This is a genomic window from Methanolobus vulcani (assembly GCF_900100715.1).
Classification (GTDB): Archaea; Halobacteriota; Methanosarcinia; order Methanosarcinales; family Methanosarcinaceae; genus Methanolobus; species Methanolobus vulcani.
This window is the reverse complement of the sequence record NZ_FNCA01000001.1, coordinates 397263-420609: the sequence shown is the minus strand read 5'-3', so window position 1 is coordinate 420609 and position 23347 is coordinate 397263. Positions and strand designations below refer to the sequence as shown.

Annotated in this window: 17 protein-coding genes and 1 pseudogene; 9 read left to right on the top strand and 9 right to left on the bottom strand. The window is 38.0% G+C overall.

Annotated elements, in window-relative coordinates; genetic code table 11:
- The first annotated feature begins 250 nt into the window (after positions 1-250).
- The gene (locus tag BLP52_RS01800; RefSeq protein WP_202905706.1) at positions 251-1675 is read left to right on the top strand and encodes an MATE family efflux transporter; all 1425 of its coding nucleotides are present in this window, start codon (positions 251-253) and stop codon (positions 1673-1675) included.
- Positions 1676-2054: 379 nt separating this feature from the next.
- Here the strand turns inward: BLP52_RS01800 and BLP52_RS01795 are convergent, their stop codons facing one another.
- On the bottom strand, positions 2055-3290 hold the full coding sequence (locus BLP52_RS01795) for an ABC transporter permease (RefSeq protein ID WP_091708162.1): 1236 nt from the start codon (positions 3288-3290) through the stop codon (positions 2055-2057).
- 177 nt (positions 3291-3467) lie between these two features.
- On the opposite strand from BLP52_RS01795, the gene BLP52_RS01790 reads away from it, so the two are divergent.
- Both BLP52_RS01790 and BLP52_RS01785 read left to right on the top strand, forming a co-directional pair.
- Positions 3468-3677 (top strand): hypothetical protein, encoded by a 210-nt coding sequence (locus tag BLP52_RS01790; RefSeq protein WP_091708160.1) that lies wholly within the window; start codon positions 3468-3470, stop codon positions 3675-3677.
- 264 nt (positions 3678-3941) lie between these two features.
- Positions 3942-4769, top strand: coding sequence for a nitroreductase family protein (locus tag BLP52_RS01785; RefSeq protein WP_091708396.1), 828 nt, complete (start codon positions 3942-3944; stop codon positions 4767-4769).
- Positions 4770-4882: 113 nt separating this feature from the next.
- On the opposite strand, the gene BLP52_RS01780 is transcribed toward BLP52_RS01785, so the two are convergent.
- The 3 genes from BLP52_RS01780 to BLP52_RS01770 are packed head-to-tail and all read right to left on the bottom strand — an operon-like array spanning position 4883 to position 6501.
- Positions 4883-5302 carry a DUF2111 domain-containing protein gene (locus tag BLP52_RS01780; RefSeq protein WP_091708159.1) on the bottom strand — a complete coding sequence of 140 codons (420 nt, stop codon included), beginning with the start codon at positions 5300-5302 and terminating at the stop codon, positions 4883-4885.
- 30 nt (positions 5303-5332) lie between these two features.
- Entirely contained in the window at positions 5333-6247 is a 915-nt protein-coding gene (trxB, locus tag BLP52_RS01775) for a thioredoxin-disulfide reductase (RefSeq protein ID WP_091708157.1), read from the bottom strand.
- Positions 6248-6252: 5 nt separating this feature from the next.
- Positions 6253-6501 carry a glutaredoxin family protein gene (locus BLP52_RS01770; RefSeq protein WP_091708156.1) on the bottom strand — a complete coding sequence of 83 codons (249 nt, stop codon included), beginning with the start codon at positions 6499-6501 and terminating at the stop codon, positions 6253-6255.
- Positions 6502-6677: 176 nt separating this feature from the next.
- On the opposite strand from BLP52_RS01770, the gene BLP52_RS01765 reads away from it, so the two are divergent.
- Positions 6678-7373, top strand: coding sequence for an AIM24 family protein (locus tag BLP52_RS01765; RefSeq protein WP_091708153.1), 696 nt, complete (start codon positions 6678-6680; stop codon positions 7371-7373).
- A gap of 170 nt (positions 7374-7543) precedes the next feature.
- Here BLP52_RS01765 and BLP52_RS14245 read toward each other — a convergent pair whose 3' ends face one another.
- The 3 genes from BLP52_RS14245 to BLP52_RS01755 form a co-directional block, all read right to left on the bottom strand.
- A complete protein-coding gene (locus tag BLP52_RS14245) occupies positions 7544-7804 on the bottom strand; it encodes a hypothetical protein (protein ID WP_154717766.1) in 261 nt (86 codons plus the stop codon).
- A 167-nt stretch (positions 7805-7971) separates the two neighbouring features.
- Positions 7972-9354 (bottom strand): hypothetical protein, encoded by a 1383-nt coding sequence (locus BLP52_RS01760; protein WP_154717765.1) that lies wholly within the window; start codon positions 9352-9354, stop codon positions 7972-7974.
- 5 nt (positions 9355-9359) lie between these two features.
- On the bottom strand, positions 9360-10319 hold the full coding sequence (locus tag BLP52_RS01755) for a hypothetical protein (protein ID WP_091708150.1): 960 nt from the start codon (positions 10317-10319) through the stop codon (positions 9360-9362).
- A 107-nt stretch (positions 10320-10426) separates the two neighbouring features.
- On the opposite strand from BLP52_RS01755, the pseudogene BLP52_RS01750 reads away from it, so the two are divergent.
- Both BLP52_RS01750 and BLP52_RS01745 read left to right on the top strand, forming a co-directional pair.
- Positions 10427-10672: pseudogene (locus BLP52_RS01750) on the top strand (AIM24 family protein); the annotation flags it as partial.
- A gap of 582 nt (positions 10673-11254) precedes the next feature.
- Entirely contained in the window at positions 11255-11500 is a 246-nt protein-coding gene (locus BLP52_RS01745; protein WP_154717764.1) for a hypothetical protein, read from the top strand.
- A gap of 1 nt (position 11501) precedes the next feature.
- Here BLP52_RS01745 and BLP52_RS01740 read toward each other — a convergent pair whose 3' ends face one another.
- On the bottom strand, positions 11502-11828 hold the full coding sequence (locus BLP52_RS01740) for a PLDc N-terminal domain-containing protein (protein WP_238380677.1): 327 nt from the start codon (positions 11826-11828) through the stop codon (positions 11502-11504).
- A 319-nt stretch (positions 11829-12147) separates the two neighbouring features.
- Between BLP52_RS01740 and BLP52_RS01735 the strand changes: the two genes are divergently transcribed.
- Positions 12148-13032 carry a cupin domain-containing protein gene (locus BLP52_RS01735; RefSeq protein ID WP_162272923.1) on the top strand — a complete coding sequence of 295 codons (885 nt, stop codon included), beginning with the start codon at positions 12148-12150 and terminating at the stop codon, positions 13030-13032.
- Positions 13033-13135: 103 nt separating this feature from the next.
- Entirely contained in the window at positions 13136-13627 is a 492-nt protein-coding gene (locus BLP52_RS01730; protein WP_091708392.1) for a rubrerythrin family protein, read from the top strand.
- Between the two features lie 165 nt (positions 13628-13792).
- Here the strand turns inward: BLP52_RS01730 and BLP52_RS01725 are convergent, their stop codons facing one another.
- Positions 13793-17725, bottom strand: coding sequence for a PAS domain S-box protein (locus BLP52_RS01725; RefSeq protein ID WP_091708145.1), 3933 nt, complete (start codon positions 17723-17725; stop codon positions 13793-13795).
- A gap of 941 nt (positions 17726-18666) precedes the next feature.
- Between BLP52_RS01725 and BLP52_RS01720 the strand changes: the two genes are divergently transcribed.
- Positions 18667-23268, top strand: a complete 4602-nt coding sequence (locus tag BLP52_RS01720) for a methyl-accepting chemotaxis protein (RefSeq protein WP_091708143.1) — start codon at positions 18667-18669, stop codon at positions 23266-23268.
- Positions 23269-23347: the final 79 nt, after the last annotated feature.

Below are 23347 nucleotides of genomic sequence, written 5' to 3'. Positions count from 1 at the left end.
AAAAGAGTGTCATGTTTCACCTGTAGTAAAGTGCATTCATTCATAATTTATCAAAAATAGGAAATCTAATCGATCACAGCATCAACATATTCCTGATTTTGAGATCTGATTGTCATGTGATTCCGTGGTAATTAGTTCTGGTTTTCATGTAACAATTCAGTCTTCATGAACACTTCTACAAAGCCAAAATATCAGTTCCTTTAAAAATATACTATATCCTTTTATAACGTTGTTTTTCTATATCTATAACATGGATGATATAAAATCATCAGGTGATTTAACAGAAGGTCCCATCTTCAAATCCCTGATAACACTGGCTGTGCCGATAATATTTGCGAATATACTTCAGTCAGCCTACCAGCTTATTGATACATTCTGGGTTGGACGTCTTGGACAGGAAGCAGTAGCTGCAGTGTCCATAAGTTTTCCTGTGATATTTCTTCTTATCTCTTTTGGAGGTGGACTTGCTATAGCTGGCACGATACTTGTATCACAGTATGAAGGGAAAGGGGATAAGAGAAATGTTAACTATGTTTCAGCACAGACAATGCTGATGTTACTTGTCATCTCTGTTTTTCTGACTATTATTGGTTATTATGCGTCACCTGGTCTTATGAGATTGATGGGAGCAGAACCTGATGTGTTCCTGGGCGCTGTTTCGTATTTGAGGATATCCTTTCTCGGACTTATATTTATGTTCGCCTACTTTGTATTCCAATCTCTCATGAGGGGAGTAGGCGATGTTAAAACGCCCATGTACCTTGTGTTTGTAACCGTGCTATTGAATCTTGTTTTTGATCCTCTATTCATATTCGGATATGGGCCGATACCTGGTTATGGGGTAAGTGGTGCGGCTCTGGCAACTGTAGGGACCCAGGGAATAGCTGCAGTTGTGGGCATATATATATTATTCAGCGGTAAATACGGTATTAAGCTCTCTCTAAAAGATATGAAGCCGGATATCAATCTGATCAACAGAATGATTAGACTGGGCTTTCCCGCTTCCATCGAACAATCAACACGTGCTTTGGGACTGACAGTACTTACACTTCTTGTTGCGAGCTTTGGTACGGTGATAGTTGCTGCATATGGTATTGGCAGCAGAATATTGAGTTTTGTGATCATTCCAGCTCTTGGCCTGTCTATGGCTACTTCTACACTGGTTGGACAGAATATAGGTGCAGGAAAGGTGAACAGGGCAGAGGAGGTTGCAAAGGTGAGTGGCTGGATTGGTTTTATTTCACTGACACTGGTGGGAATCATTATATATTTCCTTGCAGAGCCACTATCTGCTTTCTTCATTCCCGGGGAGACCGAGGCTATCAGCTCAAGTGCATTGTTCATTAAGATAATGGCTCTTTCATTCGGATTCATGGGCATACAACAGGTACTGACAGGTGCCTTCAGAGGAGCAGGGGATACCCTTATTGCAATGATTCTGGCGATTGTTTCACTATGGGTACTACAGTTCCCGCTTGCCTATGTCCTTTCGCAGGATACTGTTCTTGCAGAACAGGGTATATGGTGGGCTTTTCCTGTAACCAATATCATTGGTGCATTCATTTCTATTGCATATTTCATGAAAGGCAACTGGAAAGATCACAGGGTCACAGAGGATGTCAGGATTAGTGAACAGATCAAGGAGGAATCCATTGTAGAAGAGGGAATTATGTAATTCTGCAGTACGGTGAACAAATAAGAGCAAAAGAATACTGGAATTAACCAAACTGAACCAATATTCACAATACTTTAAACACGTAGAATTGTACTTTGATCAGATCGAGATGCTGAAAAATCGTTTACCGAACTTTCCAAGCTCATAAAACTACGTGCAGGTAATCTTCTTTTCCATCTGGACAAATTACAGGACAAAGGATTGATACGCCAACGTGAAGAAAGAGGTGAATATCAGATCACTTTTACAGGTTATCATCTTCTCAATTCCATGCTGGAACTTGTGAGAACTCTAGGCATGGATGATGATGCAATTTGATATAATATTCAATTCGCTGGCTAACTCTCTTTTTTTAATTAGTTATCGAGTTCTATTTAGTTCACTCGTATCTCAATGCGTCCACTGGTTTCATTTTTGATGCATTGTATGCGGGTATCAGTCCAGAAATAACTCCTATAAACATTGCTATTCCGATACCAAGTAACATTAAATCAGGAGCAACTGCCAGTCCTGTAGACGAACGTACCATTGGAAGTCCAAGATATGGGAAGAAAGAAGTAAGCACCAGACTCAGCAATATGCCGAGTACTCCTCCTACAAAACCCACAAGAGCTGAGTTAAAAAGGAATATCATAAGAATATCACTATTTTTGGCTCCAATAGCCTTCATAGTACCAATCTCCTTTGTCCTTTCCAATACCGATGTGAACATTGTATTTGCGATACCTACAGAACCCACCACAAGTGATACACCTGCTATTGCTCCTAGGAATATTGTGAATGATGCCATCATCTCACTGAATGATTCCGCCATTGATAATGAATCTGAAACTGTGAAATCACGATCATCGTCATTCATGACATGCCTTGAGATCATGAGCTTCTCTTCGATGTCAGCTACAACCGTTTCTACGTTATCTACATCATCTGCTTTTACAATGATACTATCATATACATCCGGTTTTGCATCATCAATAACATCTACTGCAGAATCAATTGGCATGATTATAGCACTGTCACTTTCACCTTCTGCCAGTATGCCAACTACTCTGTAGGATCTACCTTCAATGGTAATTATGCGGTTAATGCCGATCTCCTGGTCATACATTTCATGAGCTACCCTATAACCAATAACTACTACATTTTTGTCAGTGGCCTCAAGTAATCTGCCGGATTCCAGTTTGTATGTCACAGTGTACTGCCACACCTGCGGATCGACACCGGTAACAGAGAGACCTGCAGTCTCACCCATGAAGTAGACTTTCAGATTACTGCCTGATATCTGGCCATAGATATAATCGATATTCTCTACAAGTTTTATTGCCATTATATCTTTATCTGTCAGTTCTGCATCCGAAGATGAGGTGCCACCGCCAAAGCCACCTCCCCCTCTAAAGCCTGACATTGCCTGTGTGTAACCCGGGGTCACTGTTATGAGGGTAAGGTCCAGATCAGCTAACCTTTCTTGCATATCCGCTTCCATACTGTCGCTAAGTGCCATAATGGTAACAACCGATCCGACACCTATGACGATGCCTATTATGGTGAGCCAACTTCTTATTTTGCTATGGACTAAGATATTTGTGGCAAGTTTAAGGTAGGTCCTTTTTCTCATTGCTTTTTCTTCCTACTTCATTCAGTTTTGACTGAATAGTCATTTTTAGTTTGAATTTTAATTATTGGTATAAATATCTTATTGCAAAATTTAACATGTAAATATGTTCACAATCATTGTTAACTTGAACTCGATATGAATAGAAAACTATAATATGGATAAAATGATGTTCCAACTATGGAAGGACCACTTGGTAAAATATATAGTATTCCGCCAGCAGTGTTGCTGGTTGTTGGTATGGTTTTGAGTGCGTTCCTTTTCTATAGTCTGATGAAGGCAGCGGAAAACGGAAACGTGTTGATGGTTGTAATACTTGCAATTGCGATTTCTATCGTAGCTTTTGTAGTAAGCAGGGCGATAAAGTTCCAGAATCTCAAAAAGTTTTAAGCAACTGATAGAAATTGCAAACAATTTCAATCTATTTTTGAGTAGCATACATGCTGCACTATAAGATTAAAGAAACATATCGAACATCTGTTTTTATTCTTTCTTTTAAGGTAATGCTCATATTGCCGTAGGCGGTCGTAATCTAAACTTGTACTTTACATAGAATTTGTAGTTAATTGAACTGAAAAAGTGTACAGCAATCCAAGGTGAGGAACATAATTATTTATCATTCATCATTTTATGGTAAATAGTGAGTTTGGTAACATGGCAATGATATCCTTCAATCCCGAATCATGTATAAACTGTGGAATCTGCATCGACATATGTCCTCTTAATTTGATATCTGACAACAATTATAATAACAGTACACCTTTCATGCCAGATGAAATGGATAATGTTTGTATGAAATGTGGAAACTGTGAGGCTTTCTGTCCTGAAAATGCAATTTCTCCGCAGTTCAGCACACAATATTCACAATTATCTGAGACAACATCTCCTGAGACCGAATTCGAACAACTAGGTCTTTACATGCGCAGGCGCCGTTCTATACGTAATTACAGAAATGAACCCGTGGACCAGAAAAAAATCGAAGACCTATTGGACATTGTCAGATATGCTCCATCCGGAATGAATAAGCAACCGGTGAACTGGTTGATAATTCACAGCCCTGAAAAGATGCAAAAGATTATCTCACTTACAATTGACTGGTTGCGTGAAATAGCTGAATCAACTGTAGATCATCCGTTAAAACCAGTATTTCCCTCTATTATTTCTGCGTATGAGTCAGGTGATGACCCTGTTTGTCGCGGAGCTCCCCATCTTGCAATAGCATATGGTGAAGTTGATGATCCTATGATATATACAGACTGTGTCGTTGCTCTTTCATGGTTCGAGCTTGCAGCACCATCCTTTGGAATGGGTTCATGCTGGGCAGGCTTTGTAAAGGTTGCAGCAAGTTCTTATCAGCCACTTATTGATGAGCTGAATTTACCGCCAGGACATGTTCTGCAGCATGCAATGATGTTTGGTTGTCCTGAATACGAAATTCACAATATTCCTGGCAGGAATCCTCCGAATATAAACTGGAGCTAAGCTTCCGGTTTAATCCCTAAAGGCAATACTTCAATTTTACCTTGCATAAAAAATAGAATTATGTTTTTAAAAAAGGCAAAAACGAGTTCAGTGGTACATGGTTATGCATTTATTCACTGAATTCTTTTTCTTGATTCTTCCACTTCGTCAATTATACCTGGATATTCTCTGAACATCACCAGGATATCAAGGGCTGCAACAAGATCAACAACACCGATTGCACCAATAACTTCCCCGCTGGTTGTCCTTATAGGAGCTACCATGACTGACTTGCCCTTATAGACTCCTTCTTTTGGTACTGTCCTGATACTTTGGTTCGTCCTCATGACCTCTTCAAGGACCGGGCCCGTGTAGTTCCTGTCAATGATCATACCTCTTTCCATACGGATGCCCTTGCAATTAAGACTGCGAATAGTTGTTGGGATTCCTATCAGAGCATGTACGGCAGTTGCTATGGGTTCCAGATCATCAGCCGTGGAATCTGAGCATATGTTCAGGCAAAACGTACCATCTACTTTTTTATCGCATGTCATTTACTCACCTTCTATTATTATGCAAAGGATTTAGTTATCATATTTCACAGATGTAATATATTCATGAGCCGATATGGCTGCAACCGCACCATCTGAAACGGCTGTGACTACCTGCCACATGGAAGTTCTGCGACAGTCGCCTGCTGCAAATATGCCGGGTACGGAACATTCCATCTTTTCATCGGTAACAATGAATCCTGCACCTTTCTTTTCAACGTCCACCATGGATGTATTGGGGTTGATACCAACATAGATGAAAATACCGTCAATTTCCATTTCAGTCAGTTCATCGGTCTTTGTGTTCCTGAGAACAACTCTCTCTACAAGCTCCTCCCCTTGTATCTCCTGAACAACTGTGTCCCAGATGAATGTGATATTCTCTTTATCAAAAGCTCTTTTCTGAAGAAGAGAACAGGCTCTCAGTTCATCACGCCTGTGCACTACATAGACCTTTTCGGCAATATCGGAAAGTATGAGTGCATCGGTAACCGCAGATTCTCCTCCGCCTACCACGATGACATTCAGTCCGGAGTAGAAGGGACCATCACATGTGGCACAGTAGGATACACCTTTTGTCAGGAATTCATCTTCACCGGGAACTCCCAGTCTTCTTGGATTGGCACCAGTGGCAACTATCACAGCCAGAGCTTCAAGATCACCGTCATCAGTGATGATGACCTTTTTATCACCTTCATCTTTTACGGTTTTGACGTCAGCATTCCGGATACTGACACCAGCGTGTTCTGCATGCTCCCTGAACTTGTTCATGAGTTCCATTCCGGAAATGGAAGAGAACCCGGGGTAATTCTCTACCCTGTCAGCAGTTGCTATCTGGCCGGGGACTACGTTCTTTTCAAGCACAAGAGTATCAAGTCCGTAACGTACAGCATAGATACCTGCCGTCATTCCCGCAGGTCCTCCGCCAATAATTACTAGATCATACATGTTAATCAGTTTGCATCACAAACATTACTTGCCTGGGCTTTGTCAGGAACTCCTACAAAGGCGACCTTATCGTCAATAATTGTTGTAGGTATTGAACGGATCTTGAACTTCTTTGCGAGTTCTTTTCCCTCAGGAGTGTCCAGTTCTACTTCCTCGTACTCAAAATCGCACTGTTCTTTCAATTCTCGCCATATTTTCTTGGCAGTAGGACAAAAATGACACCATTCCGAATGGACTAAAATAACCTTTACCATATTTTCCACACTCCTTGTATTGGTCATTATTCTATTAGTTAGGAGAGTATATCAAATTAATGACTGTAAAAAGTTAATTATCACTGTTAACTTCCTGTAAGCGTTTAAAACTATGTTTTTCCTTTTGAAAAAGTATATTATAAATAATCAATATTTACAATGATGGAGGGATTGATATTTCAAAATACTCTTTAGATGAGTTTGTAAAAAATACAGGTCAGAAAGACCTTGGCCAGGGCAAGTTTGAACTGGAAAGGGACCGCATGCTTGAGGTGAACCTGAATGGTCGTGTATGGATCAAAAGAGGCTCAATGGTTGCATATCTTGGTGACGTTAAATTCACAAGAGAAGGTGTGATGGAACATGGCCTTGGAAAGATGATGAAAAAAGCAGTTACCGGTGAAGGTGTTTCTCTTACAAAAGCTGAGGGCGCAGGAAAAGTTTACCTTGCTGATAGTGGCAAGAAAATATCCGTACTCAATCTCAAAAATGAGTCAATCTATGTCAATGGAAATGACCTTCTGGCCTTTGAAGAAAGCATTAACTGGGACATAAAAATGATGAAAAAGGTAGCTGGTATGATGGCTGGCGGACTTTTCAATGTGAAACTTGAAGGAACCGGTATGGTTGCTATTACCACATTTTTTGACCCCCTTACCCTAAAAGTCACAAATGACCGACCAGTTTACACTGACCCTAACGCAACTGTTGCATGGTCTGGAAACCTGAATCCTGATATTAAAACAGATATTTCCCTGAAGACTTTTGTAGGTCGTTCAAGCGGAGAAAGTATTCAAATGGCATTCAAGGGTGAAGGCTTTGTCGTGATACAACCTTACGAGGAAATACCTTACGTAACACCTACAGCATAATACTTGAGAATGCTTTAACAGCATTCTTTTTAGTGCTTTTTAGTGCTTTTTACCTCTTTTAGTAGTTTTGTCACTTTATGCACACTGGCTGGTTTTATTTCCAAAAACAAATAAATGATTATAGAATCTTTTTCACATCATTTCTTTCATATATTTTTCAATTTATCATATCATCTTCGATACCTTCCCCTTACGAAACTCATAATAAAAGATGGGGTTTCCATAATTACATGCAATAGAATAGCTATTGTGATTGCACTAATGGATACAATTGAAAGATATGCACGACTTTGATATTCAAGTGGAAAAAAGCCTGAAATCCAAGCAGCAATTTGAAAACCAGTAAAAATTGCAAGTACTAGGTATATAGTTATTCTAAAGCCATAAAGTTCTAAAAATAAATCCCACAACAAGTTATTCTTTTTACCCATACAAAAATAAATAAAATCTACTTGAATATCAAAATATCCTATATGAACTATAGATATATTTGATGATTTTTAATTTGAAAGAAAAATGGTAATACAATTTATTGGTGGATTAAAACATAATTAAGCGAGAGTAAAGGTTTAACAAAACTAGAGGGTTTGGAAGATAATCAATTACCCCCTATCGATGACAAAAATGATTGTATCTTTTCAACATGAGTTAATAGATGCGCACATCCTGACAAACCTGTAATAGTGGTCTTGATTTTATTTGTATATTCTTTTACTTTAGATACATTTATATTTTCAGATTTAAGTTCTTTTATGGTATCATTTATATCATCTTGTAATGATGACTTTTCGTTATCGTTCATTGAAGTTTTATCAAGCTCGTTTGCCAAATTTTCATACATATCTTTTAATGGTACTATATTAAATTTCATTTTTTGATTATTCCCAATCATGAGAGGAGAATTTTCAAAAGATGGATTGCCATTGAAAGTGACGTTAATACCATTATTTTGTTCATTGTTGTTCATCATTTCTTTGACCTTGCCTGCTTTCTTAGAAAAAATAAATTTATAATCATTTCCAAATTTAGAAAAATCGAAAACAAATTGCATATTCACTGAATCATCTATAGATAGTATTTTGTTTTTTGTTTCATTTGATAAGTAATCTTCAAATTCATCACTATGTTCGAGAGAAAAAGTTTGTTTAAAATGAATATTATCTTCTGATGAAATAGAGAAAGTTCCATATTCGATATTTCCAAAACCTTCATTGAGAAAAGATATTTTATTGTTTTTTAATCTAATATCATCGTTTATCATGGGGAAAAGCAGAATGTCATAATTATCATAAACAGCTTTATCGTAGTCATTAGGACTTATATCGTCAGTTTTGAATAAATTTTCTTTTGATTTATCAGAATATACTATATCGTCTAATTGAGAAGTATATTTTTTCAATGCCAATAGATTGTGTATTTTATTTAATTTTCCTATAAAACGTATCAATTCAGGTGTATCAAGTACTTGGTCACTATCAATTATATACTGTGTATATTTACTTCGGAGCAAGCATAGTACCTCTAGTTCGTATTTTTTAATATCGGAAAAAGATACTGGAAAACGTACATCTTTACCAAAGTAAATAGTTTCAAATGAGTCAGTAATATCAATATAATCACAAATCTCATATTTTAAAATAGTAGCTATTATTTTTGATAACAATGTTATTTGAGTTGTGTTGGTATCTAATTTATTAGTTTTCTGGAAATCGTGTAAAAGAACAATAGATGATTTTAAAAACAAATGGTTCAAACAAAACAAAGAGTGTTTCATTGAGTAGTTGTAAAATCTGATGTATGATTCTACATTTGTTTTTCCACATTCAAGCATAGAGTCTAGTATCTCTTTTAGAACAGTAGCGTCATTAGAATTGTTATTTACAAAACCATCAATACCAGATAGGTTTTTTGATACTGTATCGTCATTGAATGCCATTTCGGTTAGCTTTTGAAAAATATCTCTTGTAGCTACTTGAACCATATTCATCACATAAATTCAAATAAAGTCTGTTGTTTTTGTTCAACTGATTCATATAATTCATCAGATATTATTTCATTGTATACTTTCCGAGCAAATGAGTAAAATAAATTTTCTACATCATATGCATTCTCCACATTGGTAAAAGAAAGTGAAGGGAAGTCTAGTTTCATTTTTCCGCTTGTGTTTATAGTGAATTTTATGGGATAACTTTTGTCTAAATACTTGCATGTAGAAATATATTCTGATTTAAATTTGATTATTTTTATCTCTTCATTGTCAACTATTTCTTTGATATTTTCTGCATCTATATCTATTTTACTTTTATTTGTTTTATATTGAGCAATGTCAACTTTTCCAAATTTATCCACAGATGCAGGGTCAAATATCATTTCATATATTACATCACTATATTTTTTGAAACACATTTCTCTTATTTGTGATTCATTGAACTTAACAATATTAAAATTGTGTATCCCTAGTGTTTTTTTATAATAATTAACCCACATATCTTGTGAGATTTGACCTCCACCAAAAACAAGCAGATTTAAATTATTATCTTCATCAGGAAAATGGTCAATATGCATTGTTGCAACTACCACGTTGCTTACCTTGTATTTTTCTAAATAAACGGAATCTGATTCATAGTTAAGTCCTAGTAATGATTTATAACCAGTTTTTACAAACAATGTGTGAACGGAATCGGAATTTTTCTTTATATTCAAACAACCAAAATCATCACTAATTTTGATTTTTTTATCACTCATCTTGTTATTAATTTCATCTACGTCAAATGGATAATTTGTCACATATCTAGTAATCGAAAGGGCTTTAGAGTAATCAACATCAGACGAATCAGAATCAAGGTCAAATATAAATGGCGTTTGGCATTGCATGTTTGTCACATAAAAATCTTTACCAGTTTGACTTATTACTTGAATAAAAACATTTCTATTTTTCCTTATCAATCAAAGAAAATCTTTTATTCCATATGCCACAATCTAATGTTATTTGCAATGTGGCATGGATGTCTAATGATGCCGATATATTTTGCAACCATACCTAATCCTGTTGAGTTTCTATTACTACACACTACGATCCGCTCACACTTATGGTGTCTTCTGACAGGCCGGTATTTACAGATCCAAATGCAACAGTTGCATGGTCAGGAAATCTGCAACCTGATATAAAGACCGATATTTCCCTGAAGACATTAGTCGGAAGATCGAGTGGCGAAAGCATACAGATGGCTTTTAAGGGAGAAGGATTTGTGGTTATTCAACCTTATGAGGAAATCCCTTACGTAGTTCCAACTGCCTGAACATAAATAATGCAAATATAGAAATAATGTAATAAGCACCAGTAAATTGGTGTGTATACTTTAGTTTGGTGATGTCGTAATCTATCAGGTATTAACAAGTCCTGCTATTACGACAATTGCCATCAGCATAAGGATATAAAGGAAGAACATCAGTCCTACCTTCTTGGCGCTGATGATTGCATTGTTATTCATTATTTACCTCGCGTTATTATATGTTTTTAATGTATATAATGATTATTTGTTATAAAATATCTACAATTAACTGGATAATTTCCTGAATACCTTGTTTATCCCGGTCAATTTCACAAAGCTTATATTACATTGTTTACTGAAATGATTCTATCAGACGTGGGGGTGGTCTCACCAGGCAGACCATCTCAATAGGCATTAGCCAGAACAGGTGGTCTGCCTTCCTGCTTGAATAAATAGGAAGGTGAGATAAGGATCATAACAGCATACACCCCCACAAACGATGCATCTTTTTCTTCGTTTTTGATTTGGAATTAATGTGTTAGCTGAGATCGATCGACTTACGGATGAATTTGTAAAAAGTTATATCGTTTGAATGCCATTACGGGACAGATGAATTTAAAAACGCCAATGTATATGGTAGCAGGCGGACTTGTTATTATTTTTCTTGTAGCAAGTGTCCTGTCAATATGCAACATAGCCGGAATCAATCTTACTGAAAGTGCATGTGATGCAGCAGGTAATCCAACCGGAAGTCCTCATACATTGCCTTCGATCTTTTTTAATGTAGGGCTGACTGGAATTTTTATGGTACTTATCGGAGTTATGTGGACTATCAAATCATATTTCTTCGCGTAATTCAATTCATATTTTTGCTGACCTGAAGGTCAGTAACTTCATTGTATTTTGTGAACACGAGCACAAAATAGAGAAATGCTCCTATCAAATTAAGAAAGATAAGGACCATCGACCAGATAAGTTTTTCATTCTGTCCTTTTGAAGGAAAATCATTTTCATTTCTCTGCAGGCAATCAACCAGCATCGTCATCCAGAATGTAAAGAACAGAATTATTATTCCCCAAAGCAATTGGCCGATATGAAATGTAACAGGAATTATTATCAGTACAACTAGTGCCAGGATTATCCATTTCATTATTGAATTGATAGCTTTTTCATTGAATTTCATATTTTTATCCCATTCCTAACATTTAATGGCAGGCAATTCATATAAAACTTTGCAAAATTACATGCCATATGTATAATATTATTTACAATGCGAGTAGTGATTTTAGAATCAATTCAGCATGTAGGAATATTGTCACTCTCCTTAACATGAATCTATTTATATTTTTAACAAGTAATCTCCAATTTGATTTGTAATAAGATGATGGTCGATCAAGACATTCCTTTAAGTTTTTTCTGTCCATCAATTCAAAGAACAGGTGCTAAAAATGATTTCTATAAGAAAAATAATATTTGCAATTTCTTTATCTATCCTTTTACTTATGGTCGCTGGTTGTGTACAAACTGATGGTTCAGGTATAAACGACCAGAATGGGAACGCTTCATCAGTCGGAGAACAGGGAACGGATATTAACACTTCGGGACAGGACAGTCTGCAGTCTGCAATGATCAGCACAGAGTCACTTGTCAATGATGCAATTGCCCTTATGGATGAACAGGGTACAGATGCCTTTGATGAATTCAGGCAGGCAGACAGCAAATGGTTCCATGATGATACTTATCTCAGTATATGGACCATAGATGGTATCCGAACAGTCTACGCTCCAAACGTAAGTAGTGAAGGTGAGGATGCTTCAGGTATGACAGATTACGACGGTGCTCCTCTTGGCCAGTACTTTATAGATACCGCCACAAGTAATGAAGGTGAGGGCTGGGTAACTTATCAGTGGACAAAACCAGGAGAAACAGTTCCTTCAATGAAATATACCTTCGTAAAGAAAGCTTCAATAGGTGAGCAGGAATATCTGGTTACATCCGGGTTCTATGTTAACAACTATGTTTATACCAATAGTCTTGATGACATAGAATATTTCACACGCTTTGATACCGTTTCCCTTGGAAATCTGCTTCATCCTGCAAAAGTTGGCCGGGACCTTGGAATTGATTACAGTATTGCACATGTGATCATTAAATCCGGTTCTTCCATTGAGGCCCACATTATGAAGAACCCGGAAACCCATTATGTGATCTCGGGGGAAGGAGTGCTTTATATTGATAATGTTCCTTTTGATGTAAAAGCAGGTGACCTTGTTGTAATACCTGCCAATGCAGTGCAAAGTACTGAAAATACAGGGGATACAGATCTTGAGTTCTTTGCAATAGACCAGCCTGCATGGGCAGAGGAGAATGAGGTTATTGTGGAGTGATATCTCTCCTCATTCATATTCTTTCATTTTTATTATTCTTGCAGCGTTAATGTGATATATGCAGGAACACGTAATCAGGCTGAAAAGATTAAAGGAGATAATTATGAGTTCCAAAGATAACCTAAAAGCAGCATTCACCGGTGAATCAATGGCGAACAGGACATACTTGGCCTTTGCAGCAAAAGCAGATTCAGAAGGATATACTCAGGTAGCTAAACTTTTCAGGGCTGCAGCAGCTGCTGAAACGATCCATGCACTGAATCACCTTAAACGCATGGATGGCGTCGGTTCAACCGAGGATAACCTGAAAGAGGCTATCAATGGTGAAACTTATGAGTTTGAGAGCATGTACCCTGCCTTCATCGAAGAAGCAGAAAAAGAAGGTAATGACAAGGCTCTCTGGAGTTTCAAGGTTGCAAATGAAGTGGAAAAAACCCATGCAGCTCTTTATGAAAAAGCACTTAAGGAACTTGGCAGCAACGAAGAAACGGATTATTACGTTTGCAGTGTCTGCGGGCATACACATGAAGGTAAACCTGAAGATAACTGTCCTGTCTGCGGTGCACCTGCATTCAGGTTCGATAAGATCGATTAATATTCATTTTTAACGGATTTCAGGGAACTGATAACAAATATCAGTTCCAGTCCTTTTTATTTGCATTCTTTGTTTTAGAATATGTAAGTTCAAAATATGATGAAGATATTGCAATAGTTCTAAAAGCCATCTATATTTACATTAGGCTCTGGGTACATTATTTGTTTATATATTCTTAAATTCTTCTGTCAGTAATTCGAATTGTCTTTCAAGTTCAGGTATCAAAGCCTGAACTTCTGTGATTTTTCCGGATCTTCCAAGTTTTTCGATCTTTGCAGCAATGTCACTCAAAACTTCTCCCCCTATGTTTGCAGAAGAACCTTTTATAGAATGAGCATAACTGCTCACCTCTTCCATATTATCAATGTCTGCAGCTTTTTTCATGTTCGCAATAATTACGGGTATATTGTTCAGGAACATCGATGTGATCTCATTGGCGAGATTGTAATCTCCTGCCATTCTTTCCATAAATTTCTCTTTAACAAATATCTGAAGCGTGTTTCCTGATATCGGTGAATTCTTCCGGATATTGGTTTCCGTATTTCTTTTCAGTATGATCGATGACCATTTTTCCATCAGGATAAAAAGTTGCTCTGCAGAGATAGGTTTTGACATATAATCATTCATGCCAGCATCGAGGCATTGCTCTTTGTCGCCTTTCATGGCATGAGCTGTCATAGCAATAACAGGGATGTCATGGTCAATAACTGTGGAATCAGGGTTGCGGATATGCTGTGTGGTTTCCAGTCCATCCATTAAAGGCATTTGCACATCCATAAAAACAAGGTCATAAGGTTGTGTTTCGAGAAGCTTTAATGCCTCATTACCGTTGGTCACAACATCAGGATCATATCCCAGTTTTTGAAGCAATGCCTGGGCAAGCCTCTGGTTTATCTGATTATCCTCAACTATCAGAATTCTAATGTCATCTGTATTTCCATGCCCGTACAGATCTTTATTTTTGTGGTGAATAAGCTCTTGTTCTTTCTTATATGGCAGGTCATAAGGTTTAACATGTTTTCCTGATAGCTCCCCTGATATCTCTATAGGTATCCTGAACCAGAAATCAGACCCTTTTTCTTCTAATGTCCTTACGTTTATTTCCCCGTTCATCATTTCAACAAGATGCTTGGTTATTGCAAGCCCAAGTCCGGTTCCTCCGTATTTGCGTGTTGTGGAGGCGTCCACCTGGCTGAATGTTTCAAACAAAAGATATTTTTTGTCCTCAGGAATGCCAATGCCAGTATCCTTTACAGAGAAACATAATGTGGCACTTTTATCAGTGCCTGATTCACGGTTGACATGTATCGTGACCCTTCCCTCATTTGTAAATTTCAACGCATTGCCGGTAAGATTTGTAAGGACCTGTTTTAGTTTAAATGGATCTCCTCTAATATGGTCCGGTACATTATTCTCGATCAGGCATGTGAGCTCAAGTCCTTTTTCGTAAGCTTTAATAGAAAATAGTGATGACAGCTCTTCCAGGAGGTCATACAGGCTGAAATCCACATTCTCCAATTCTAATTTACCTGCTTCGATCTTGGATATGTCAAGGATATCATTGATGACCTCAATTAATGTTTCACCACTTTTCCTGATCATTTCCACATAGTTTCTTTGCACTGCATCCAATTCGGTATCAAGAAGTAATCCTGTCATGCCTATGACACCGTTCATTGGTGTACGTATCTCATGTGACATATTTGCCAGGAATTCGGACTTAGCCCTGTTTGCATTTTCGGCTTCAAGTTTTGAGTTCCTGAGTTCTGTAACATCAGCTCCGTATTCCACGACACTTATTATATTTCCTGATTTGTCCTTTATAGGACAAACAGTGTAGCTGTAAGCTCTACCTGTTTTCTTTTCACGTATATCATCAGGACCGGTTTCATCATACGCATTTTCACCTGTGTCAATCACTTCATTTATTTTACACCACGGGCAGGGTGAATCCATTTCCTGAAATACCTTATAGCATTTTTTTCCTTCAAGTTCACTGGCATAAGTGAATCCGACTCTTTTTAGTCTGCTATCCGATTCATTTAGAGTAATAATATTGTAGTCCGTATCCACTACTGTAAGAACTCCCGGAAGAATATTTATTATAGACTGAAGAAGCTCCCTGTTCTCCTTTAATTTATCTTCCGCATGCTTGCGTTCGGTTACATCCGTATGGGAGCCCGCCATCCTGTAAGGAACTCCTTTTTCATCACGTAAAGCTTCACCCTTTGCCAGTATCCACCTGTAAGTACCATCTTTATGTCTCAGACGAAATTCCATCTGATATTTTGGTATTCCACCATTCAGGTATTCTTCAATATAATTTAGAACACGGTCTTTATCATCGGGATGAAGACGGCCGTCAAATGTAGATAGTTCATTTGGCAGTTCAGAATCTTTGTAACCGATAATTTCTTTCCATCTTTCTGAAAGATATAGGCTTTTATTACGTAGATCCCAGTCCCATATACCATCCTTTGAACCTCTAACTGCCAGCATAAACTGTTCCCGGCTTCTTTCAAGTTTCATTGTATAATGGCGTAGTTTTTCTTCTGACCGTTTACGTTCAGTGATATCTGTCAGAGATCCTGCTATTCTGTAAGGTTTGCCTTTTTCATCAATCAGAGCTTTACCTTTAGATAGTACCCAGATATAACTGCCATCTTTATGGCGAAGGCGGAATTCGACACTATGATTAGGTTTTTTTCCAGATAGGTATTCTTCCATGGATGTTTTGACTATCTTCTGATCATCAGGATGAATATGTTCCTCAAATGCTGTATATTTATTTGGAAACTCTTCGTCCTCAAAACCGATAATCTCTTTTAGTCTGGGGGACATGTATCCTTTTTTCTCACGGATGTTCCAATCCCATATACCATCATTGGAACCACTCACAGCTAACATGAACTGCTCACGGCTTTTTTCAAGTTCTATTTCGTATTGCAGTCTTTCTTCTTCTGCCTGTTTGCGTTCTGTAATGTCCCTTGCCACTGTATGGATCAAGTCACCTTCAAGTCTCGAACGCCATTCTATCCAGCGGCAGGAACCATCCTTGCAGACATGACGGTTCACTAAGTTCAGGACTGTTTTCTGGGAGTCAAGAGAATCAATAGCTTCTAGAGTAGATTCAATGTCATCAGGATGTACAAAGTCAAGGAACGAATGATTTTGAAGCTCTTTGATCGAATATCCAAAAACTCTTTCCCATTCCTGGTTCATACGAATGAATTTTCCCTTTTTGTTAGCAATGCCCAGTAGATCCCGACTGGATTCAAAATAGGTTTCAAGTTCTTTTGTTTTCTCACGCAGTTTTATTTCTACCAGTTTATTTTCAGTTATATCCTGGAAAATGGTTGCAAAAATCTGATCTTTGATCTGGTATGCACTAATAATATAGTATCTTTTTAGTTGTTTACTGTACTGTTCAAACATTACAGGGATTCCGGTGAGAGCGACTTTACCAAAAATATCGAAAAAAGTTTCATTCTCAGTTTCCGGAATTACGTCTGTTAGTCTTTTTCCTATAATGTCCTTTGCTTTAAGTCCTGTATGTTTTTCAAAGGCTTCGTTCGCTTCCAGAAAAACATAATCACAGGGTTTACCTTTTTGATCTAGGATTATTCTATGAATTGCAATAGCGCTGATATCGTTTTCAAAAAGCTTCCGGTACTTTCTTTCATTATTTGCTAACTCGGTTTGCGCGGCTTTTGCTTCAGTTATGTCATGAATTATTGACCAGAGTAACTTTTTATCTTTTATTGTAACAGGAGCGCTGAAGACTTCAACATCACGAATGTCACCACTGGATTTTTGATGTTTAAAGAAAAAATGATTCCAGGTCTCATTCTTTGCTTTTGTCATTTCAGCAACGACTTCTTTCTGTGGTAAAGTATTCAGATTGCATATCTTTTTGTGGATAAGATCTTCATGGGACCATTCGTAATATCTACAAGCTGCATTGTTTGCATCGATAATATCTCCATTTTCAGGATCTATCAGTAACATGATCGCATCGTTGTTAATGAATAATGATCTAAAAAAGCCAGGACTCCCCTCTGTTATATGTTCAGGAATTCCCATTTCATCTGCATCCACTATTTATCACACCTGTGCAATTAAGTAAATCTAATTTTTTGTGTGATAAGAAGCATTTTATTGATATACAAATGATGAAATACATTTATCAACGTTTTCTTCTCATCATTTGAAGATATTTGTACCTACAAACCAACCACACTTTGCCTTACTTGATAGCACTTAATTTTTTTATTATGGTATTCAGATCCCCAATAAAAGATTGGTCAGGGTAGTATATATTTTTACTGATGTGTTATTGTCAACTATTAATTTTTTGAGTAAGTCCGGCAGTCTGGTTTTGAATTGCAACAATTGAATATGATCTATTAGTGCTTTTGAAACTATAATTGAGTATGGTGGCAAAAAATTTATATGCGGTTTAAATTCAAAACATTGCTTCCTTATCTACTTTAGAGTGGATGAATATTATTTATCTATGTCTTAATTCAGATATTATTTTCTAAGTTACAACTGCACAGTTGTATATACTTCTAACCTTTACTACATGATTTCATTTAATTAATTTGAGCATCTAATTATTCTAATTATTCTATTATTCTTTTTTTTATAAGCTATTCTTATTTTTTTTAATCATATTACAGCTTTGTTGCACCTGTTTTTATAATTTGATCCTGTTTGATGTAAGAATAAACACAACCAATTATTTGCTTCTATTTTACTGTGTATTTTATTTAAAATATTATTTCCTCATGGTGTAGTTGAACACTTACACTTTTGTGTATATACGTATTGTTTTGTATATCAGCTGTATTTGTAAGAAAACAGTATCATGCAAGGAGTATTTTTTTAATACCATGGAATTTATATATAATTATTTAGATATTATTTGTACTAGTTGAACTGTTGCTTAATTATGGTGGCATTACATTCACAATATAACGATCTGTATTTGATGAGTAACAAAATTACAAACTGATTGGTATTTGGTGAGGTATAAAATGTTTGAGAATATGAAAATTAAAAATATCCTTATAGGGAGTTTTGCAGTATTATTACTATTAACCGCTGTCGTAGGATATGGTGGTTATAGTGGGATTATCAATATTGATGATAGGGTGGTAAAAGCAGATGACATGAACCGCCTTGTAAAATACATGAAAGATGCCCGCATAGCAGAAGATAACTATCAATTAACACAGGATGAGATATATGCAACTCAGGTAAACAGTATTATAGATGATATAGTAGCTCAGACCGAGTCATCAAAAGCCATTTTCACTGATCCGGCCAATGATCAGCAGATGGATGATGTCCAGACGGCTGCTCTTAATTATAATGCTGCATTCAATAACTATGCAGAACTTGAAAAACAAAAGCAAACAGCTGAAGATGCTCTTGTAGACCGTGGTCTTGTTCTTGATGAACTAATCAATCAAATACTTTCAACACAGTCAAATGACCTGTCCAACGCAATTGCACAGAATGCAGAAAACTCTGTCATAAAAAGTGAAATTGAGAATGTTGATTATGCAAACCAGCTTTTGCAATTGAATCTCGAATCACGTGGTGAAAGATTGCGTTTTATGATACATGTTGATCAGCAATATGCAGACAATGTCAATGACATTATGGATAAGATTATAACGATTTCACAAACTCTTGATTCACGTTTCCAGCATCCGGATGACAAAGCCAATGCACAGGCTATAGTTACTGCAGCAACAGCCTACAAGGCAGACTTTAATTCTTATGTTTCTTATTCAGAAAAGCAGATAACTGCAAAAGAAACTATGCAGCAGAGTGCTACTTCAGTACAGACCATAACCGAAGAGGCACGTGCCGACCAGAAAGAAAAGATGCAAGCTGGAATGGACACTGCCATTACTACACTGACAGCTGTTCTGATTCTAGCAGTAATACTAGGTATTGTGATGTCATTCCTGATCTCTAAGCTAATATCAAAATCCATCAATGACATTGTAGATGATTTCAAACAACTGACCAAGGACACTCTTGATGGTAAACTTGACAAGAGGGCAAGCACAAATGTCGGAATTGATTTCATAGATATTCCAAAGGGCTTCAATCAGGTTCTTGATGCAGTAATTGGTCCTCTTAATGTTGCTGCCGAATATATCGACAGGATCTCTAAAGGTGATGTTCCTGCCCCGATTACTGATGAATATAAAGGTGATTTCAACGAGATCAAGAATAACCTGAACATGTGTATAGATTCAGTTAATGCACTTGTTGAAGATGCCAATATGCTTTCTGCTGCCGCTGTTGAAGGTCAGCTCGACACCCGTGCCGACGCTTCAAGACACCAGGGAGATTTCAAAGCTATTATTGACGGTGTCAATGACACTCTTGATGCTGTCATCGGTCCTCTCAATGTTTCCGCCGAATATATTGACCGTATCTCCAAGGGAGATATTCCTCAAAAGATCACTGATGAATATAAAGGTGATTTCAACGAGATCAAAGACAACCTTAACCAGTGTATCGATGCCATCAATGAACTGATAACTGATGCTAATATGCTGGCAGATGCAGCTGTTGAAGGAAAGCTTGATGTTCGTGCCGATGCAACTAAGCATTTCGGAGACTACAGACGTATCATCGATGGTGTAAATAACACTCTTGATGCCGTTATAGGTCCACTCAATGTGGCTGCAGAATATGTTGACCGCATTTCCAAGGGTGAAGTACCTGATCATATCACCGATGAATACTATGGTGATTTCAACGAGATCAAGAACAACCTTAACCAGTGTATCGATGCCATCAATGCACTGGTTTCAGATGCCAACATGTTATCAAAAGCAGCCGTTGAAGGAAAGCTCGACACCCGTGCCGACGCTTCAAAACACCAGGGTGATTACCGTGCCATCGTTGAAGGCGTCAATGATACCCTTGATGCTGTCATTGGCCCTCTTAATGTTGCAGCTGATTATGTTGACCGCATTTCAAGTGGTAACATTCCTGAACACATCACAGATGAATACAATGGTGATTTCAACACCATCAAGAATAATCTTAATCAGTGTATCGATGCTATAAATGCACTTGTTGTTGATGCCAACATGCTTTCAAGGGCTGCTGTTGAGGGTAAACTTGCCACCCGTGCCGATGCAAACAGGCATTTAGGTGACTATCGTGCTATTGTTGAAGGTGTTAATGATACTCTTGATGCTGTTATTGGTCCTCTCAACGTTTCTGCTGAATACATCGATCGTATCTCTAAGGGTGATATTCCTGAAAAAATCACCGATGAATACTATGGTGACTTCAATGAGATCAAGGACAACCTTAACCAATGTATCGATGCCATCAATGCTATGATAGCTGATGCTAATATGCTGTCACAAGCAGCTGTAGAAGGAAGACTTGATACACGTGCTGATGAAACAAGGCATCAAGGTGATTTCCGTGCTATCGTTGAAGGTGTGAACAATACTCTTGATTCAGTAATAGGTCCTCTTAATGTTGCTGCAGAATATGTTGACCGCATTTCAAAAGGAGATGTTCCTGACCATATCACTGATGATTATCGTGGTGATTTCAATGAGATCAAGGACAACCTTAACCAGTGCATTGATGCAGTCAACGCACTTGTTTTCGATGCTAACATGCTTTCAAGAGCTGCTGTTGAAGGTCAGCTCGATACTCGTGCCGATGCAACCAAACATCAGGGTGACTATCGTGCTATTGTTGAAGGTGTCAATGACACTCTTGATGCTGTAATTGGTCCTCTGAATGTAGCAGCTGATTATGTTGCTCGCATCTCTGATGGTGATATTCCAGAAAAGATCACTGATGAGTACAACGGTGATTTCAACACCATCAAGAATAACCTTAACCAGTGTATCGATGCTATTAATGCACTTATCTCCGATGCTAATATGCTTTCAGAAGCTGCAGTTGAAGGTAAACTCAGCACCCGTGCTGATGCTTCCAGACATCAGGGTGATTATCGTGCCATTGTCGAAGGTGTTAACAACACTCTTGATGCTGTTATCGGTCCTCTGAATGTTGCTGCAGATTATGTTGATTTCATATCCAGCGGTGCTATTCCGGATAAGATCACTGATGAGTACAACGGTGATTTCAACACCATCAAGAACAACCTTAACCAATGTATCGATGCCATCAATGCTCTGGTTTCTGATGCCAATATGCTTGCAGAGGCAGGAGTTAATGGTGAACTAAGTACCCGTGCCGATGTGTCGGTACACCGTGGTGACTATCGTGCTATTGTTGAAGGCGTCAATAATTGTCTGGATGCGGTCGTTGGCCCGATCAATGAGACAGCCAGAGTAATTAATGCTTATGCTGATGGTGATCTTAATACAAGGGTAAGCATTGATGCGAAGGGTGATTTCAAACAGTTAAGCGATACACTTGATGGATTCGGTGACAGTCTGCAAGCTATTATCACTGATTCATGTGAAGTTCTGGAGTCTATCTCAGCCAGGGACCTGACAAGAAAAATTAATGTACGTGGTGTAGGAGACTTTGTACAGCTGACCGATGGTGTAGAGAACTGCAGGGTTTCATTGAATGAGATCGTTGCTCTTGTAACTGATAATGCAGAGAGTATTGCGGCTACTGCACAGCAGATGTCCTCATCCAGTGAAGAGTTATCAGCTACTGCCGAACAGCTAACAACAACAGTAACTGAGATCTCCAAGGGAACACAGGTCCAGTCTCAGAAAGCTGAGGAGGTATCCCATGCAATGGGTGATATGAGCCGCACGGTCCAGGAAGTTGCTTCCAATTCAAGCAGCGCTGCCGATAGTGCAGTTCAGTCAAATACCCTGATACAGAACCTTGGTCAGATGTCTGAGGATCTTAAGTTCAAAATGGCAGGCATAAAGTCTGCTGTAGGGGATTCTTCAAATGTGATCAACGAACTTGATGAGAAATCCAAGCAGATAGGGGAAATTGTTAACCTGATAACGAACATTGCAGACCAGACAAACCTGCTTGCTCTGAATGCTGCCATTGAGGCTGCAAGAGCAGGAGAACATGGTCGTGGATTTGCAGTAGTAGCAGATGAAGTTAGAAAGCTTGCTGAAGATTCAGGTAATGCTGCCAAGCAGATAGCAGAACTGATAGGTCAGATGCAAAGTGGAACTCATGAAGCTGTTTCATCCATGAAGAAGGGTGCAGAGGAAGTTGATACCGGAGCAGAGTCCCTGGAACACTCAGTTGCTGCAATTGGTGAAGTTGTTGAAGCAGGAAATGTAATTGTGAGGATGGTTCAGGAGATAGCTGCAGCAGCAGAGGAACAGTCTGCATCCATTGAGCAGGTTACAAGTTCTGTTGAGGAAGTATCTGCAATTTCTGAAGAGTCTGCTGCAGGAGCAGAACAGGCTTCCGCTTCTGTTCAGGAACAGACAGCTTCTATGCATGAGCTTGCCAGAGCTGCCGAAGAACTTGCAGAGGTTGCCTCTGGAATGCAGTCTGTGGTTGCCAAGTTCCGTATAGATAAGTTATGCATCAATACATCATCAGCAAAAAATGAGGATCTGGATATCGACGATTCTTCGCAGGTAAATGATATGTTTTCCTCTTTCCCGGAAAATGCATTTGTCTGATCTGAGAAAGAATAGAAACAACACAAACAAAACAAACGGCAGCTCTGGTTGAGCTGTTGTTTGTAAATCTCTTTTTTAA